Source organism: Geomonas sp. RF6, assembly GCF_021044625.1.
Lineage (GTDB): Bacteria > Desulfobacterota > Desulfuromonadia > Geobacterales > Geobacteraceae > RF6.
Genome location: NZ_CP087999.1, coordinates 845,215 through 861,554, shown reverse-complemented (window position 1 = coordinate 861,554; position 16,340 = coordinate 845,215). Strand labels below are relative to the sequence as shown.

Below are 16,340 nucleotides of genomic sequence, written 5' to 3'. Positions count from 1 at the left end.
AGAGGGGGTGCCGTGCCCGGGGAGGCGCCCGCTATCTCGGTGTGCATGGCGACCTGCAACGGGGAGCGGTTCGTGCGCCAGCAACTGGACTCCATACTGCCGCAGCTAGGCCCGCACGACGAGGTCATCGTCTCCGACGACTCCTCCACCGACAGCACCGTCGCACTGGTTCGCAGCATGGCAGACCCGCGCATCGTCCTCCTCAACGGGTCCTTCCGCAGCCCGGTGCGCAACTTCGAAAACGCGCTCGGTGCCGCCCGCGGCGAGCGGATCTTTCTCGCCGACCAGGACGACCTGTGGCACCCGGGAAAAGTGGCGGCTCTCATGCCGCTGCTGGAACGCTTCAATCTCGTGGTGAGCGACTGCAACCTCATCGACGAGAACGGGAGGGAGATCGCCCCTTCCTTCTTCGCCATGAGGGGCTCCGGCCCCGGTGTCGTCAAGAACGTGTTGAAAAATGGCTACCTCGGGTGCTGCATGGCCTTCCGGCGTTCGGTCCTCGATATGGCGCTCCCCTTCCCGGAGACGATCCCGATGCACGACATGTGGCTCGGGATCGTCGCCGAGATGGCGGGGAGGACGCACTTTCTCCGCAACCCTCTGGTCTGCTACCGGAGGCACGGGGCGAACGCCTCCCCCACCGGGGAAAAGAGCTCGTACACCGTGCTGCAAAAGATCCGCTTCAGATACCGTCTCATATGCGCGCTCGTAGGAAGGGTTCGAAGCCATGAGTGAGAAACCGTCCATCTCCATCATCACCGTCGTCAGAAACGCGAGGGAAACGGTCGAGGCCTCCGTGCGCAGCGTCCTTTCCCAGGACTATCCGGTGCAGTACATCGTCATCGACGGGAACTCCACCGATGGCACCAAGGAGGTCCTTGCCTCCTTCGCGGAGGGGATAGACACCTACGTCAGCGAGCCGGACAGCGGCATCTACGATGCCATGAACAAGGGGATCCGGCTGGCCGGCGGCGACATCATTGGGATCCTCAACGCCGACGACCTGTACGCCGGCAGCGGAGTGCTGCGCAAGATCGCCGGGGTCTTCGCCGATCCCTCCGTCGAGGCGTGCTACACCGACCTCGTCTACGTGGACCGAGAAAGACCGGAGCGCGTGGTGCGCTACTGGAAGTCGCGGCAGTACAGAAGCGGCCTCATCGAAAAGGGGTGGATGCCGGCGCACCCGACCTTCTTTGCCCGCCGCGGGGTCTACGACCGCTTCGGGCTCTTCGATCTCGACTACAAGATAGCCGCCGATGCCGAGCTCCTGATGCGCCTCCTGGCCAAAAAGGAGATCCACGCCCGCTACGTGCCCGGGGTGACTGTGAAGATGCGCATGGGGGGGACCACCAACAGGAGCATCAGGAACATGGTGAAGCAGAACCTGGAGATCTGGGGGGCCGCGCGCAAGAACGGGCTGCGCCTCTCACCGTTCTTCATGGTCCACAAGGTGTGGCAGAAGTTCCTCCAGTACGTGCAGCGCCCGGAGACGGTGCTGTGAGGCGGGCCCTCGTCACCGGGGCAAACGGCTTCGTAGGGAGCGCCCTGTGCGAGCGGCTGGTGCAGGATGGCTGGACGGTGCGGGGAGCGGTGCGGGAGCGCCCGGAAAGGGATACGCGACCCTCTACGTTCCCCCCTCTGCAAAGGGGGGACAGGGGGGATCTGCTTTTGGCCCGAAACCCGGAAACACCCGTGCCTCCGGGGGGGGCCGAGACAGTGACGGTGGGGCTGCTGGGTGGGGATACGGAGTGGGGGGATGCCGTTAAGGGGGTGCAGACGGTCGTCCACCTGGCGGCCCGTGTGCACGTGCTGCGGGAAGACTCCTCCGACCCCCTCTCCGAGTTTCGCAAGGCGAACGTGGAGGGGACGGCGCGGCTCGCCCGTGAGGCGGCGGCCGCAGGTGTGCGGCGTTTCATCTTTCTCAGCACCATCGGGGTGCACGGCAACCGCACCCTCCCCGGCGCGCCCTTCAGGGAGAACGACCCCGCGTCCCCGCACAACGACTACTCCCTCTCCAAGTGGGAGGCCGAGGAGGAGCTGCGCCGCCTCTCCCGGGAGGTGGCGATGGAGACCGTGATCGTGCGCGCTCCTCTGGTGTACGGTCCCGCGGCGCCGGGGAATTTCCGCACCCTTCTCGACCTGGTGCACCGGAAGGTGCCCCTCCCGCTGGGAGCAGTGCGCAATGAGAGGAGCTTCCTGTACCTGCAGAACCTGGTCGCCGCCCTCGCCCTCTGCGCGGAGCACCCTGCCGCCGCCGGGAAGACGTACCTCGTGAGCGACGACGACGCGACCTCCACGGTGGCGCTGGTACAAACGCTTGCTGCGGCGCTGCGCACCTCCCCGCGCATCTTCCCTGTCCCGGTGCCGCTCCTGCGGGTCACCGGAGAAATCCTCGGCAAGGGGAGCGCCGTAGCCGGGCTCGTCGACTCTCTCACGGTCGACAGCTCCGCCATACGGAGCGATCTCGGCTGGTGCCCCCCCTGCACGATGGAGGAGGGGGTGCGGGAGACCGCCGCGTGGTACCTGGGCCACGCCCGGAGGACGTCATGAAGCGTACCCTCGATCTCGTTGCAGCCCTTCTCCTCCTTGTCGTGTGCGCGGTCCCCATGCTCCTCGTGGCGCTTCTGGTGCGGCTGACCTCGCCGGGGCCAGTTCTTTACTGGTCGGCGCGGGTGGGGAAGAAAAACGGCATCTTCATGATGCCGAAGTTTCGCACCATGCGGGTCGACACGCCCCCCGTTGCCACCCATCTCCTCGGCGATCCCGGCCGCTTCCTGACCCCGGTGGGAAAGCTCCTGCGCAAGTCGAGCCTCGACGAGCTGCCGCAGCTGTACAGCATCATCAGGGGGGAGATGAGCCTCGTGGGGCCGCGCCCCGCGCTCTTCAACCAGGAGGACCTCATCGCGCTGCGCACGGCGAGGGGGATCGACGACCTCACCCCCGGGCTCACGGGGTGGGCCCAGGTAAACGGCAGGGATGATCTGCCGATCCCGGTGAAGGTCGATTACGACCATTACTACCTGAAAAACCGTTCCCTCTATCTCGACCTGCGCATCCTGTGCCTGACACTGCTGAAAGTGGCCAAAAGCGATGGAGTGCAACATTGATTTGATGCAATTTTCTTGTCCTATACTCACTTCTGCCTCCCCGTGCCTGTTACGAGGTCGCAGATGCTGATGTGTAACTACCCTTGAGACAATGGGAAAGACAGAGTCCGGGACAGCAATGTCAGAGGGGGTAGCGGGGGTAACCCCTATGAGATGGGACAATAATTTAGCTTCACCGTTTGCTTTTTCATCTGTGAATGTTATAGTGAGGCTCTGTTAATAAGTCGCTTTTCTCGCATTAGGAACTGCCGAATTCAATGTGATGCGGGGGGGATATGTTTCACGCCAAACGGATACTCGTATTCTTCCTGGACGTTTCTCTGGCCGCCGCCGCACTGACTTTCGCTTTTCTCCTTCGCTACGACTTCCAGGTCCCTCCCCAGCAGTGGGAAGTCTTCTTCCAGGGGCTCGCCGTCGTTCTCGTTGCGAAACCCGCGCTCTTTACCGCCTCAGGCATGTACCGCAACATCTGGCGCTACGCCTCGCTGCAGGATGCCTACGAGATCTTTAAGGTCGTCACCTTCTCCTCCCTCTTTTCCGCAATACTCATCGTCTTCCTGAAGGGGCCCTTCGCGCTCCCCCGCTCGGTGTACATCCTCGACTATTTCTTCCTCTTTGCCATGGTCGCCGCCAGCCGCCTCATCTGGCGCCTGTATCGCGAGATGCGCGTCATGCCGACCCTGAGGAAGGGGAAGAGAACCCTCATCGTCGGCGCCGGCTACACCGGAAGCCTTCTGTTGCGCGAGATGCGCAAGCAGGGGAACCCACAGTACAACGTCCTCGGCTTTGTGGACGACGACCCGGAGAAGAAGGGGCTGCGCCTGTCGGGAGTGCGCGTCCTCGGCGGAACGAACCGGCTGCGCGCTCTCATCAGGCTGCACAACATCGAGGAGGTTATCTTTGCCATCCCCTCAGGGGACGCGGCGCTGATGCGCAAGGTGCTCGGTGCCTGCGAGCGCGCCAAAGTGCGCTGCAAGACGCTCCCGAGCGTGACCGCCCTCACCGTCGGAAAGGTTTCGGTGACGCAGATAAAGGACGTGGAGATCGAGGATCTCCTCGGGCGCGATCCGGTGGTCCTGGACCAGACGGCGATCGGGAATTATCTGACGCAAAAGAGGGTGCTGGTGACGGGCGCCGCCGGGAGCATCGGAAGCGAGATATGCAGGCAGGTGGCTCACTTCTCCCCGTCGAAGATCATTCTCCTGGACAACGCCGAGACCCCCCTCTTCTACGTGGAGAAGGAACTCTCCGCCTCCTTTCCGGATTTGCGCGTCATCCCGATGCTCGGCGATGTGAAGAACCAGGAGCGGGTGGAGGCAATCTTCTCCGACTTCGACCCCGAAGTCGTCTTCCACGCCGCCGCCTACAAGCACGTGGCGATGACGGAGTACAACCCGGCGGAGGCGATACTGAACAACGTGCAGGGGACGAAGGTCGTCGCGGACGCGGCGCACCGGCACGGGGTGCAGAATTTTGTCATGGTCTCCACCGACAAGGCGGTGAACCCCACGAACGTCATGGGGGCGAGCAAGAGGAGCGCGGAGATCTACGTGCAGGCGCTTGCCGCCACCAGCAAGACCTGCTTCACCACGGTACGCTTCGGCAACGTCCTCGGGAGCAACGGCAGCGTCATCCCGCTCTTCAAGGAGCAGATCAGGCGCGGCGGGCCGGTGACCGTCACCGACAGGGACGTGGTGCGCTACTTCATGACCATCCCTGAGGCCTCCCAGCTCGTGCTCCAGGCCGGGTGCATCGGCCGCGGCGGCGAGATATTCGTCCTGGACATGGGGGAGCCGGTGCGCATCCTCTCCCTGGCCGAGGAGCTGATCCGCCTTTCGGGGCTCGTGCCGTACAAGGACATCGACATAAAGTTCACGGGGTTGAAGCCCGGCGAGAAGCTCTTTGAGGAGCTCCTCATAGACGGAGAGGGGATCCAGCCTACCACTCACAAAAAGATCCGGGTCATGGCCCCTGTGGAGACGGACCTCGCGACCGTTACCGGGACCCTTGAGGAGCTGTTCAACCTGGCGCGGCGCCACAAGCTCGCCGACCTTATCGACACGCTGAAGGCAATCGTTCCGGAGTTCGCCCCCCGCTACCATTTCGAGATCGCTCCACCCCCCGTTTTTCAGTGGGTGCGTCCCGATCTCTTCCCGCCGCAAAAGATCGCCCTGGTGCGGAATCTTCGCGTGGCCACAAACAAGCAGCAAGGGAGCGCCGCCTGATTCTCGCAGTACCGCGTGTTTCAGCTTCACCCCTTTAGCGCCTGCAATGGGATGTACCCTGTTATGAAGCGTCTCCTTTTTGTTCTTCTCGCAGCACTCCTTTTCCTCCGTCCCGCCCCTGCGCGCGCCTCTGCCCTTTCTTCTCCCAACATCCCGCTGGACAGCCCGATCTATCTCTACCTGGAAAAGCTCTCCGCCTTTGGCCTCGTGACCGGGGACTTCAAGGGGATCCGCCCTTTCAGCAGGAGCGAGGCCGCGCGGCTTCTGGCCGAGGCGCAGCAAAAAATCGTCTCCGGAAGCTACCCACCCTTCGCCTCCGAGCTCGTGCAGAGGCTGAAGGAGCTTTTGCCGCGCGAGGTTTCGCTGCGCCCCGATCCCGGCGCCGCACCCCCTTTCGACTTCAACCCGCTGTCGAACGCGCGGCTGCGCTACGTCTACCTGCACGGTGCCCCCCGCAGCTACGAGCGGCCGGTGCACGATGCCGGAGGGGACTGGATCTTCCCCCTGCCGCAGCACCGGCGCGACTTCCCGGAGTTCCGGGTCTTCCAGATGCACGGCACGGAGGGGACCCCGCTCCTGGAGAACAACGAGGGGATCAGCTACGGCTCCGGGTCGAGTATGGAGGGGCGCTTCAGCAGCGAGGCGTACCTGTCGAACTGGGGATCCGCGCTGGTGGAGCCCGTCCTGGTCGCCTCCCGGGACGACACGGAGCTGCGCCTCAACAAGGGGTACCTGAAGCTCGGCGGGGGGGGGCTGGAGCTGGAGGCGGGGCGCGACTCCAACTGGCTGGGGCTCGGCTACCGGGGCAATATCATCCTCACCAACAACGCGGAAAACCTGACCGGCGTGAAGATCTCCAGCCCGGAGCCGGTGGACCTGCGCTGGTTCTGGGACTTCAAGTACGCCGTGCTCTTCTCCCAGCTGGACAAGACGGTCACCTACGGGAACGAGCGGCACCCCTACTTCTACGCCATAAAGCTCTCGATGAAGCCGACGACGAACATCGAATGGGGGGTGAACCTGGGACGCCAGGTGGGTGGGCCGGGGACGGGGCTGAACAACAGCATGAGCTCGACGCTGCGCGGGCTCGTGGGGGCGGTGAGCGACGACAACTCCAATACGCTGGCGGGCGCCGAGCTGAGGGTGCGGCTCCCGTGGCTGTGGAATACGGAGCTCTACGGTGAGTTCAACGGCGAGGACCGCAGCGACTACTGGACGCAGGCGACGAGCTACGTGGCGGGGATACTGGTGCCGCGCCTGGGGTGGGAAGGGCGGGACGACCTGCGCTTCGAGTATTTCCTCGGCCACGAGATCCTCTATACGAACGGACTTTTCCCCAGGGGGTACCTGTACGAGAACTACCCGCTCGGGCACTCGCAGGGGGGATCGACCACCGATTACCTGTTGCGCTACACCCACTGGTTCTCGGTGCGCAACACGCTGGCGCTGGAGGGGATCTACACCACCCGCGGCGACTACGGGCGGATACCGGTGAATGCGGAGGGCGCGTACGACCCGAACGGCACGATGCAGGCGCTGGAGAAGAAGTTCGCGCTGCGTGCCTTTTGGCGGCTCCCGGTTTACGGGGAGTGGGACGCCACCCTCATGTACGGCTGGGAGAGGGTCGACAACAAGAACCTCGTGGAGGGCGCGAGCGCCACAAACCAGCTGCTGCGTCTCGATGTCACCTACCGGTACTGAGGTCTCGTGCGCTGCGGGAGGCGGTGAATGAGGAGAGAAACCGGGTTCGCCCCCTCTTCCCGGCGTGCTTCACCTCCTCCTTATCCCTTTCCTTCTAAAGAGTTTCGCGCTATAGTACTTCGCTCTCTAGACCCTTCAGCGAGGACCGTACGTCATGTACTGCAACTTTTTCGGCTTTCGGGAAAGCCCATTCAATCTGACGCCGAACCCTCGCTTCCTGTTCATGAGCTCGCAGCACAGGGAGGCGCTGGCGCACCTCGTCTATGCGGTGGAGAATCACGCAGGGTTCATAGAGCTCACCGGTGAGGTCGGCACCGGCAAAACGACGCTGCTGCGAAGCTTTCTGGGGCGCCTGGATGGCCGGGGGCACTGCACCGCGCTCATATTCAACCCCTGCCTCACCTCTCTTGAGCTCCTGCAGAACATAAACCGCGAGTTCGGCCTCCCCTGGGAAGAGGGGAGCCGCATGCACCTCCTGCAGCTCCTGAACCAGTTCCTCCTCGAGCAGAAAAAGGGCGGACGCAACGTCGTACTGGTGATGGACGAGGCGCAGAACCTCTCCCCGGAGGTCCTGGAGCAGATCCGGCTCATCTCCAACCTGGAGACGGAGACGGACAAGCTGATCCAGATCGTCCTTTCGGGGCAGCCGGAGCTCCTCTCCCTCCTCTCCCGCGATGAACTTCGGCAGCTGAACCAGCGCATCACCGTCCGCTACCACCTGCGCCCCATGAGCTTTGAAAGCACCAGGCGCTACATCGAGCACCGCATGGAGCTGGCCGGGCGCTTTCGCGCCGCCGACTTCTCCGGTGCCGCGCTGAAGGCGATCTACCGCTTCTCAGGGGGGGTGCCGAGGCTCGTCAACGTCGCCTGCGACCGGGCCCTCCTCATCGCATACACCATGGAGTGCAAGAGCATCTCAGGCTCCATGGCGCAGCAGGCCCTCGCCGAGGTGAAAGGGTCCGGCGCTCCGCGAGGGCGCCGCATCCGCGCCTTCTTTTCCAGGCTCTTCAGGTAAGCGGCGCGCCCCGCTCGGGCACCTGGAGCGGGTGCGCTTCATTGCGAAGCGGGAGCCCCACGCGCTCCCCTCTGTTTCAACTCCGGATACACAATTCCATCGTACGGGTACAAATTTATGAGCTCTATACTGAAAGCGCTGGAAAAGGTTGAGCAGGAGCGAAACGCCCGCCACGAGGGGCCGCTTGGTCGTTTCCAGAAGGAGCGGGAACAGCGTCGACCCTGGGTGGTCCCGGCCTGCGTCGTTGCCGGAGCCGCTGCCGCGGCGCTGATAACCTTTGCGGCGATGGGCGGGTTTTCGGCGAAGAATACGGCGCCGCAGGGCGTAGCGCAGGCACCGGTGGCGCCCGCGCCGCTTGCAGCCCCGGTTCCGGAACCGGCTCCCCTCCCGGTGGAGGTCATTTCCACTCCGGCGGTGCAGGAAGAGGGAAAGCCGGCCCCGAAGCCGAAGGTGACGTCTCCCTCCCCGGCGAGCCCCGCGGCGCAGGCTGCGGCGGAGGCTCCTGCGGCAGTTCAGGTTGCGCTCCCCACGGTTGTGGTAAAGAAGAGTGCCGTGGCACTCCCGCCGCATCGTGCCGTGCAGGAGACGGCGGCAAGGAAGCAGCAGCACCCGGCGGCGAAGGTCGGACTTTCGGCGACAGCGCACCCCTCTCCGGCGCCCGCGGCCGCGGCGGTTTCTGCCCCCCAGCCCGCACCCTCCCACGAAATCCGGGTCACCGGTATAGCCTGGCAAAAGGATGCCGGCAACAGCGTCGCCATGATAAACGGCCGGCAGGTCTACGAGGGGGAGACGGTTGAAGGCGCCCGCGTGAAAGAGATCCTGCAGGACAAGGTGCGCTTTGTGGGAAGTGGTGGTGCCACCTTCGAGGTGCCGCTCGGAGCAGGACAGTAGGGAACATTTGAAAGACGCTCCCGCCCCTTTAGCCAGGCGAGGAGCTAAGATAGAGGAAAGCGATGTCGCTGGAAGAAGTTGACATGACGGAATGGGAAGGGATCTGCGAGCAGTGCGGCTTGTGCTGTTTCGAGAAACTTGAGGACGAGGATGGCAGGATACTCTTCACCTCCACCCCGTGCCGCTATCTCGATATAGAAACGAGAAAGTGCAAGATCTACAAGAAGCGCTTCAAGGTCAATCCGGAATGCGTGCAACTCACCCCGGAACTGGTAAAGGAGCTGAAGTGGCTGCACCGCAGCTGCGGGTACAAAAAGGCGCTGAGGAAGCAGGCTGAGAAGTGAAAGCGCCTCACGAGACAGGAGTACACCTTTGGTAAAAGCAGAAAAAAAGAAGCTTCACCTGGTCAAGAACGGCGACCGCGATATCGCCGGTCTCCCCTTCGCGGAGAAACAGGCTCGCCTGCGGGATCTCACGGGGAAGAGGAAGATGGATGTGATCCTCACCGACCCCGATGCAAGGCGTCTTACCGCCGCGATGCAGCCCCAGGAGCTGTACCGGCTGATAAAGGGGGTGGGGGAGGAGGACGCTCTCGAGCTCATCGAGCTCGCTTCGGGGCCCCAGTGCGTCTTCATGCTCGATATGGAGCTGTGGGACGGGTACAACTTTTCCGACGACAGGGCGCACAAGTGGCTGACCTATTTCGTCGAGGGGGGGGAGGCGCGCTTTCACGAACTCCTCAAGCACCTCGACTTCGAGTTTCTCCTCCTTTTCCTGAGCCGCGAACTGGTGGTGCACGGCGGCATCGGCGACCTGGCGCACGACGAGGAGCGGCTGGTTGATCACGACTTCACCTTCGACGATGTCTTCTATCTCACCTTCAAGAATCAGCAGCACAGCCAGGTCGTCGGAGCCTTCCTGTCCCTTCTCATCAAGGTGGACCGCCCACTGTACGTTTCGCTGATGGAAGAGGTGAAAGGGTCCCTCGACGTGGAGCTCGAGGAGGAATCGCGCCGCTTCCGCGACGGGCGCCTGCACGACTTGGGTTTCCCTCCGCTGGAGGAGGCTCTCTCCATCTACTCCCGCGTCGATCCCGCCTCCTTCCGCCTTTTCGGCGACAAGGAGGAGCTTTCCGTGACGGAGTCGACTGCGCTCGTTCCCGTCTCCTTGGGGCACGACACCCTCCTGTACCGTGCTCTGTCCCGCGCCGGATCGGAGGCTCTCCTGCAGGAGTTCAACTACCTGGTAAACAGCGCCCTCGTCGCGGAGGGGACCGCCCTTGCCGACATTGAGAGCGCCACCTCCGTAATGGAACGGGTCGCAGGGTACCTCAACATCGCCCTTGAGCAGGTAAGTGGCGGGGACGAGGGGGAGGCCGTGCGCGTCCTCTCTACGGAGCGGCTGAAGAGGCTCTTCCAACTCGGTTACAGCCTGGTCCTCGAGCTCAAGTTCCGAGCGGATCAGGTGGAGAGCACCGACTACCCCTCCGGGAAGGCCATCGCCGGGCTGCGCGGCAAGAGACCGCGCTACTACCGCGGATTCGATCCGGACGGCGTAGACGGTTACCGCGAATTCCGCGACCTGAACGACCTGCGCGCAGCGGTCGCCTTCCTGAAAAACCTGCAGGGGTGATCCACCTTTGAACTCCATCCTGTGCCGGCGGCTGCGTCGCCGGCACAACCTCCTCTCCTCGCCACTTTCCCCATTTTTGCTACGATTTTAATTTTCTCTTCCTTTTTCTGCCCTGTAGCACCGTTTCTGTTTGCGTCTTCAACGAAAAAATGGCACAAATAAAGCGGATCTTTCATTAACCCTTTACATCCGCCCTCATCATCTGAGGGGCGCCTTGCAAACTGATTTTGCGCTTGGTATGATCGTTGATGGTGCTGACGCCTCATCATCCTCTCATTTCGCCCCTTTAACGGAGTTGTACCGGCATGGTCGCCACGACACCGCGACCTTTGGTGGTGGCGAAGGGTGTACCGGAGCGTGCAGTGCGAGGGGGCCGCAATGGCACAAGAGAGCGCGGCAAAGGGATCTGCTCTCGCGAGGCGCAGCAAAGCGATCGTGCAGGGTGTGCTGCGGCGTGCCGAGCATCCTGCGGCGCTTGTCGACTACCTCGCCCAGGAAGTCCGCTCTGTCAGCGGAGCCGCTGCTGTCGCCGTCGGGCGCTGCCTCGACGGCACCGTTGACCTCCTCGCTGTGGCAGGGGAGGGGGACGGTCCTCTCCTCGACTCGCAGCAGATAATCGATTTGATCCGGCATACCTGCTCTTGCGGATCTCTTTCTGCGCAGGAGGGGGAGGCGGAAAATGCAGCAGGTGGTGCCGCCCCCTCCTGCGCCGCCTTCCCGCTGCGCCACGGCGAGCGCACCATCGGGGCGATCCTCATCCTGGGGCTTTCCGGGCACAGGCGGGGGCGCTTTCTGTGCGACCAGCTGCCGACCATCTGCGACGTCGTAGGTCTTGTCCTCTCCTGTGCAGTCCTGCAGGAAGAGGAGGAGAGCGTGATTGCCGAGCGTACCAGGGAGCTCGCCGAGAAGAATGCTGCGCTGGAGCGGAGCATCTCCGAGCTGCGACTTCTGAACGAGCAGCTGAAGCGGGACCTGAAGAAAGAAGAGGGGGAGAGCTGGAGCGGCAGGGCCGACCAGGCCCGCTCCCTGTACCAGCACGCGCCGTGCGGCTTTCACATCCTCGACCCGAACGGCTTTTTCATCGAGGTGAACGACACGGAGCTCAACTGGCTCGGCTACCGGCGCGAGGAACTTTTGGGGGGGAGAAGGTTCACAGACCTTTTGACCCCTGAGGCGCTGCGCACCTGGCGCAAGAACCTGCCCGATTTCAAGAAGGGAGGGGCGCTGTGGGGGGGAGATTTCGAGCTGGTGCGGAAGGGGGGGGGGACCTTTCCGGTCTTCCTGAACGCCGTTGCCATACGAAACGCCGCCGGTGAGCTCGTGGAGACGCGGGCGACCATTTTTCCGGCGAGGGAGCTGAAGCAGGCGCAACAGGAGCTGAAGGCGCGAAACGAAGAGTTGAAGATGAGCAGGCTTGCGCTCCTCAACCTGGTGGACGACCTGAACCGCAAAAGCTCCGAGATCGTGGAGGCGAACGTCAGGCTGAAGGACGTGGACCAGCTCAAATCCATGTTCATTGCCTCCATGAGCCACGAGTTGCGCACGCCGCTCAATTCGGTGATCGGTTTCTCCAGCATCCTTCTCAACGAATGGGTGGGGCCTCTCAACGCCGAGCAGCGTGAAAATCTGGAGACGGTGCTTCGCTCGGGGAAGCACCTTCTGGCTCTGGTAAACGACGTCATAGACGTCTCCAAGGTCGAGGCGGGACAGGTTGAGCGCAACGTGGACAACTTCGACCTGTACGAGGTGATCGAGGAGGTTGCGGCTCTCCTTGATCAGGAGATCAGGGAGCGGGGGTTATCGCTCAAGGTGAACAACCTGCACCACCCGATGGTGACCGACCGGCGCAGGGTTTTGCAGTGCCTCATCAACGTGATGGGGAACTCGGCGAAGTACACGGAGCACGGCGCGATAGAAGTGACGGCCCGGCTGATACCGGCGACTCCGTCGGCGCCGGAGAGCGTGGAGATCGTGGTGGAGGACTCCGGTGTAGGTATCAAGGAAGAGGAGATGGGCAGGCTCTTCAACCCCTTTGCACGGATGGACTCCCCCCTCAGGAGCAGCGTCCTCGGCACCGGGCTCGGCCTCTACCTGACGCGGAAGCTGCTGGAGGAGGTACTCGGGGGGACGATCACCGCGCACAGCGTGTATGGCGAAGGGAGCCGCTTCGTGATGACGCTCCCTGCCGCTCTCGCGTCGTGAGAAGCGCGTTCTCCGCAGATTACGCAGATTGCCGCAGATTAAAAAACCATTTCGGCTTGAGGTGCCCCTCCCTTGACGGGAGGGGGGCAGGGGGTGGGTGGAGCTGCCACCGGCTGGAATAGTGCCCCCTTCCCCCCCACCCTGGCCCTTCCCCGCAAGGGGGGAGGGGACGTTCTTTCGGCTGAAGCATATCGCAGGTGACGCGGTGCCGAGGGGGCGGATGCAGCACTGGAGGCGAAACGCCATGAAAAAGGTGCTGGTTGTGGAAGACAACAGGGATAACCTCAGGCTGATCACCTACGCGCTCACGAGAGGAGGGTATGAGGTGGTAAGTGCTGCCAGCGGCGAGGAAGGGGTGACACTCGCGGTGAGCGAGCGCCCGTACTTCATCGTCATGGACATCAACCTCCCCGGCATCGACGGCATCGAGGCGACGCGGCGCATCCGCGCCTCGGAGGTGGGGGACGACATCCCTATCATCGCCATTACCTCGTACGCCATGGTGGGTGACCGCGAAGCGATCATGGCCGCGGGGTGCACCGGATATTTCGAGAAGCCGATCGACCCCCTGACGGTGGTGGAGAGCATCCACAGCGTCACAGAACCCTTTTTCAGGGAGCGGTCTGGTAAAAATGGCTGCGGTATGAGGAGAAAGCCATGAAAGTCCTCGTGGTCGACGATTCCCGCAGCGACAGGAAGATCATCCGCTACAACTTCGAGTGGCACGGGTATCAGGTCCTGGAGGCGGCAAACGGCCGGCAGGGGCTGGAGCTGGCCTTGGCGGAGAAGCCAGACCTCATCATCTCCGATGCGCTGATGCCGATCATGGACGGCTTCCAGTTCCTCCATGAGCTGAAGGGGATCGAGGAACTGAGGGGGATTCCGTTCCTCTTCTACTCAGCCGTGTACACCGGGAACAAGGAAGAGGAACTCGCCCTCAGCCTCGGCGCGAAGGCGTTCATCCGAAAGCCCAAGGGCCCCGACGAGCTGTGGGAGGAGGTCGGGAAGGTTCTGGCGCTGGAGAATGCCGGGCGCGGCAATGGTGACGAACGGAAGAACGAGAAGGAATTTTTCAGGAACTATAGTCAGGTCGTGGCTACCAAGTTGGAGGAGAAGGTGAAGGAGCTTTCCGAGGCGAACGAGAATATCCTGAGGCTGAATGCCGAACTGGAGCAGCGGGTACGCGAGCGTACGGCGCAGCTGGAGGCGGCAAACCGGGAACTGGAGATGTTCAGCTACTCCGTCTCCCACGACCTGCGTGCACCGCTCAGGCACATGGACGGCTTCAGCCAGGCGCTTCTGGAAGACTACGAAGGAAAGCTGGACGCGACGGGAGTGGAGTATCTGGAGCGGATCAGGAAGTCGAGCCGGCGCATGTGCGAGATGATCGACGCCATGCTCGATCTTTCCCGCTTCTCGCGGGGGCAGATCGTGCGGGAGGACCTTGATCTGACGGCCATGGTGCGGGAGATCTGTGCCGATCTCGCAAAGGCGCACCCGGGGCGGAAGGTGAACCTGCGTATCCGTGAGGGGGTCATCGCCTGGGCGGATGCCAGGCTGGTGAGGGTGGTTATGGAGAATCTCCTGTCAAACGCCTGGAAGTTCACCTCGAAGCGCAGCGACGCCACCATAGAATTCACCGTCACCGAGAGGGAAGGGCGCCCGACCTTCATCGTGCGCGACAACGGCGCCGGGTTTGAAATGACCTACGCCGACAAGCTCTTCGCCCCCTTCCAGAGGCTGCACAGCAAGGAGGAATTCTCCGGCAACGGCATAGGGCTCGCAACGGTGCGCCGCATCATCAACCGCCACGGCGGCACCATCTGGGTGGAAGCCGAGCCCGACAAGGGCGCCACCTTCTACTTCACGCTGTAGTCCCGCCTGCGAAGGACCAAGAGGTTGTTACGTCCCCCCCCTTTAGGCTCATCGGAGTATTCCGGGGAAGCCGTAGTGTGTTCCACTGAAGGGTCGCACGAGGCCTTGCGTCCCCCCCTTTGCGAAGGGGGGAACGTTAGGCTTCTGCAGTGCTTCGTGGCAATGTCCCCACGCTTCCTGTGGAATCCCCGGATCAACCTTTTGGCCGCGAGTCCCGCTCCTCCCGGGCTGCCAGGAGCGTCAGGCATGAAGTGACACAGTCACGACCTTCCCCACGAGATGATCCCCCTGCACCCTGGTGACAAGCACACTCACCTCGCTGTTTTGCGGGGGCTCGACCCCTTCGATCTGCACGGGGATGTAGTTTCTCGATAGCCCCCTCACCCCTTTTTGTTCCTTCTGAATCAGTACCTGCACTGTCCGCCCCAGAAAAGACCGGTAGTACGACTCCTTCTTCCTGTCCGAGAGCTGCCGCAGGCGGAGCGCACGCTCCTTGATCGTTGCAGCCGGTACCTGGGGTTTCATGGTCGCAGCAGGCGTGCCGGGGCGGGATGAGAAGGGGAATACGTGCAGGTACGCGAGCGGGAGCGACTCCAGAAAGGTGTACCCTTCCTCGAACTCCTCATCACTCTCGCCCGGAAAGCCTGCGATGACGTCGGCCCCGATGCAGATATCGGGGGAGCTCTGCGCCAGTGACTCCGTCACCTCGCGAAAGAGCGCCTTCTCGTAGCCGCGGTTCATCCGCTCCAGAACGGCATCGCTGCCGCTTTGCAGCGGGATATGCAGATGCTGGCACACGATAGGAGACGCAGTTACAAAGGAGATAAGTTCCGGCGTCATCTCCGTCGGCTCCACCGATCCGATCCTCAGACGCCCGATCACCCCCTGCTTCTCGATCTCCTTCAGGAGTGCCAGGAGATCGGTCGCGGGAGAGAGATCGAGCCCGTAGGCGCCGAGGTGGATCCCCGAGAGAACGACCTCCCTGAATCCCTTGGCAGCGAATGCCGCCACCCCTTCCAGGACCCGCTCCGGTGCGACACTCCTGCTCCTCCCGCGCGCCTTCGGCACGATGCAGTAGGCACAACTGGCATTGCATCCGTTCTGCACCTGGAGAAAGGCGCGGGTATGCTCCGCGAATGTCTCCAGTGCCAGCCCGTCTTCGGACTGCTGCTCGGAGATATCCCCCACCAGCGCCCGCGGCTCCCCGTCCGCCTCCCGAAGGATCCTCACCAGGTCCCGCTTCTCGCTGTTGCCGATCACCAGGTGCACGCCGAGATCAAGAATCTCCGCGGCGGAGAGCTGAGCGTAACAGCCGGTGACCACGATCCGGGCGGAGGGGTTCTGCTTCATCCCCTTCCTGATCAGGCGGCGCGACTCCGCATCGGTCTTTGCCGTCACGCTGCAGCTGTTGATGATGTAGATGTCGGCGGGGTCGGTGAAGGGGACGATGCAGAAGCCGTCCTTCTGCAACGCTTCGGTCATGGCCGCTGACTCGAACTGGTTCGTCTTGCAACCGAGTGTGGTGATGGCTACTTTCTTCATGGCTTCGCTCGTTCGGTGGGAATATATAAGCGGATGATACGGTTGGCGGAAAAGCAGAAAAGGCGGACCGCGGGGCTGAGACTTCTTCACTTCGGCATGCCGAAGTGACGGTAGAACAACTATCGTGGTGTTTTATTCACACTTCGGCAC

The 16,340-nt window shown here is 62.8% G+C and carries 14 protein-coding genes; 13 read left to right on the top strand and 1 reads right to left on the bottom strand.

Going from position 1 to position 16,340, the window contains the following annotated elements; genetic code table 11:
• The first annotated feature begins 12 nt into the window (after window positions 1-12).
• From LPW11_RS03705 to LPW11_RS03645, 13 genes are all read left to right on the top strand, one after another.
• Entirely contained in the window at window positions 13-735 is a 723-nt protein-coding gene (locus tag LPW11_RS03705) for a glycosyltransferase family 2 protein (RefSeq protein WP_230996785.1), read from the top strand.
• On the top strand, window positions 728-1,501 hold the full coding sequence (locus LPW11_RS03700) for a glycosyltransferase family 2 protein (RefSeq protein WP_230996784.1): 774 nt from the start codon (window positions 728-730) through the stop codon (window positions 1,499-1,501). The genes LPW11_RS03705 and LPW11_RS03700 overlap by 8 nt, the downstream gene beginning before the upstream one ends.
• Window positions 1,498-2,550, top strand: coding sequence for an NAD-dependent epimerase/dehydratase family protein (locus LPW11_RS03695; protein ID WP_230996783.1), 1,053 nt, complete (start codon window positions 1,498-1,500; stop codon window positions 2,548-2,550). Before LPW11_RS03700 ends, LPW11_RS03695 begins: the two co-directional genes overlap by 4 nt.
• Window positions 2,547-3,107: a sugar transferase gene (locus LPW11_RS03690; RefSeq protein ID WP_230996782.1), complete on the top strand. Its 561-nt coding sequence runs from the start codon at window positions 2,547-2,549 to the stop codon at window positions 3,105-3,107. The genes LPW11_RS03695 and LPW11_RS03690 overlap by 4 nt, the downstream gene beginning before the upstream one ends.
• Before the next feature lie 275 nt (window positions 3,108-3,382).
• Complete coding sequence (locus tag LPW11_RS03685) at window positions 3,383-5,332, top strand: polysaccharide biosynthesis protein (RefSeq protein ID WP_230996781.1); 1,950 nt, start codon at window positions 3,383-3,385, stop codon at window positions 5,330-5,332.
• A 63-nt stretch (window positions 5,333-5,395) separates the two neighbouring features.
• Complete coding sequence (locus tag LPW11_RS03680; RefSeq protein ID WP_230996780.1) at window positions 5,396-7,033, top strand: capsule assembly Wzi family protein; 1,638 nt, start codon at window positions 5,396-5,398, stop codon at window positions 7,031-7,033.
• A gap of 154 nt (window positions 7,034-7,187) precedes the next feature.
• Window positions 7,188-8,048 carry an ExeA family protein gene (locus LPW11_RS03675; RefSeq protein WP_230996779.1) on the top strand — a complete coding sequence of 287 codons (861 nt, stop codon included), beginning with the start codon at window positions 7,188-7,190 and terminating at the stop codon, window positions 8,046-8,048.
• A 117-nt stretch (window positions 8,049-8,165) separates the two neighbouring features.
• Window positions 8,166-8,939, top strand: a complete 774-nt coding sequence (locus tag LPW11_RS03670; RefSeq protein ID WP_230996778.1) for a hypothetical protein — start codon at window positions 8,166-8,168, stop codon at window positions 8,937-8,939.
• Window positions 8,940-9,001: 62 nt separating this feature from the next.
• Window positions 9,002-9,283 (top strand): YcgN family cysteine cluster protein, encoded by a 282-nt coding sequence (locus LPW11_RS03665; RefSeq protein ID WP_230996777.1) that lies wholly within the window; start codon window positions 9,002-9,004, stop codon window positions 9,281-9,283.
• A 28-nt stretch (window positions 9,284-9,311) separates the two neighbouring features.
• Entirely contained in the window at window positions 9,312-10,571 is a 1,260-nt protein-coding gene (locus LPW11_RS03660; protein ID WP_230996776.1) for a DUF6178 family protein, read from the top strand.
• 378 nt (window positions 10,572-10,949) lie between these two features.
• Entirely contained in the window at window positions 10,950-12,773 is a 1,824-nt protein-coding gene (locus LPW11_RS03655; RefSeq protein WP_230996775.1) for a sensor histidine kinase, read from the top strand.
• Between the two features lie 244 nt (window positions 12,774-13,017).
• On the top strand, window positions 13,018-13,434 hold the full coding sequence (locus LPW11_RS03650) for a response regulator (protein ID WP_230996774.1): 417 nt from the start codon (window positions 13,018-13,020) through the stop codon (window positions 13,432-13,434).
• Window positions 13,431-14,648 (top strand): sensor histidine kinase, encoded by a 1,218-nt coding sequence (locus tag LPW11_RS03645; RefSeq protein WP_230996773.1) that lies wholly within the window; start codon window positions 13,431-13,433, stop codon window positions 14,646-14,648. Before LPW11_RS03650 ends, LPW11_RS03645 begins: the two co-directional genes overlap by 4 nt.
• A 240-nt stretch (window positions 14,649-14,888) precedes the next feature.
• Here the strand turns inward: LPW11_RS03645 and mtaB are convergent, their stop codons facing one another.
• Complete coding sequence (mtaB, locus tag LPW11_RS03640; RefSeq protein WP_230996772.1) at window positions 14,889-16,190, bottom strand: tRNA (N(6)-L-threonylcarbamoyladenosine(37)-C(2))-methylthiotransferase MtaB; 1,302 nt, start codon at window positions 16,188-16,190, stop codon at window positions 14,889-14,891.
• Between the last annotated feature and the right edge of the window lie 150 nt (window positions 16,191-16,340).

Bases quoted from the DNA above. Each gene is read 5' to 3' on its own strand.
- LPW11_RS03685 (WP_230996781.1), top strand. From the start codon at position 3,383: ATGTTTCACGCCAAACGGATACTCGTATTCTTCCTGGACGTTTCTCTG.
- LPW11_RS03650 (WP_230996774.1), top strand. From the start codon at position 13,018: ATGAAAAAGGTGCTGGTTGTGGAAGACAACAGGGATAACCTCAGGCTG.
- LPW11_RS03680 (WP_230996780.1), top strand. From the start codon at position 5,396: ATGAAGCGTCTCCTTTTTGTTCTTCTCGCAGCACTCCTTTTCCTCCGT.
- LPW11_RS03645 (WP_230996773.1), top strand. From the start codon at position 13,431: ATGAAAGTCCTCGTGGTCGACGATTCCCGCAGCGACAGGAAGATCATC.
- LPW11_RS03670 (WP_230996778.1), top strand. From the start codon at position 8,166: ATGAGCTCTATACTGAAAGCGCTGGAAAAGGTTGAGCAGGAGCGAAAC.
- mtaB (WP_230996772.1), bottom strand. From the start codon at position 16,190: ATGAAGAAAGTAGCCATCACCACACTCGGTTGCAAGACGAACCAGTTC.
- LPW11_RS03665 (WP_230996777.1), top strand. From the start codon at position 9,002: ATGTCGCTGGAAGAAGTTGACATGACGGAATGGGAAGGGATCTGCGAG.
- LPW11_RS03700 (WP_230996784.1), top strand. From the start codon at position 728: ATGAGTGAGAAACCGTCCATCTCCATCATCACCGTCGTCAGAAACGCG.
- LPW11_RS03655 (WP_230996775.1), top strand. From the start codon at position 10,950: ATGGCACAAGAGAGCGCGGCAAAGGGATCTGCTCTCGCGAGGCGCAGC.
- LPW11_RS03675 (WP_230996779.1), top strand. From the start codon at position 7,188: ATGTACTGCAACTTTTTCGGCTTTCGGGAAAGCCCATTCAATCTGACG.
- LPW11_RS03690 (WP_230996782.1), top strand. From the start codon at position 2,547: ATGAAGCGTACCCTCGATCTCGTTGCAGCCCTTCTCCTCCTTGTCGTG.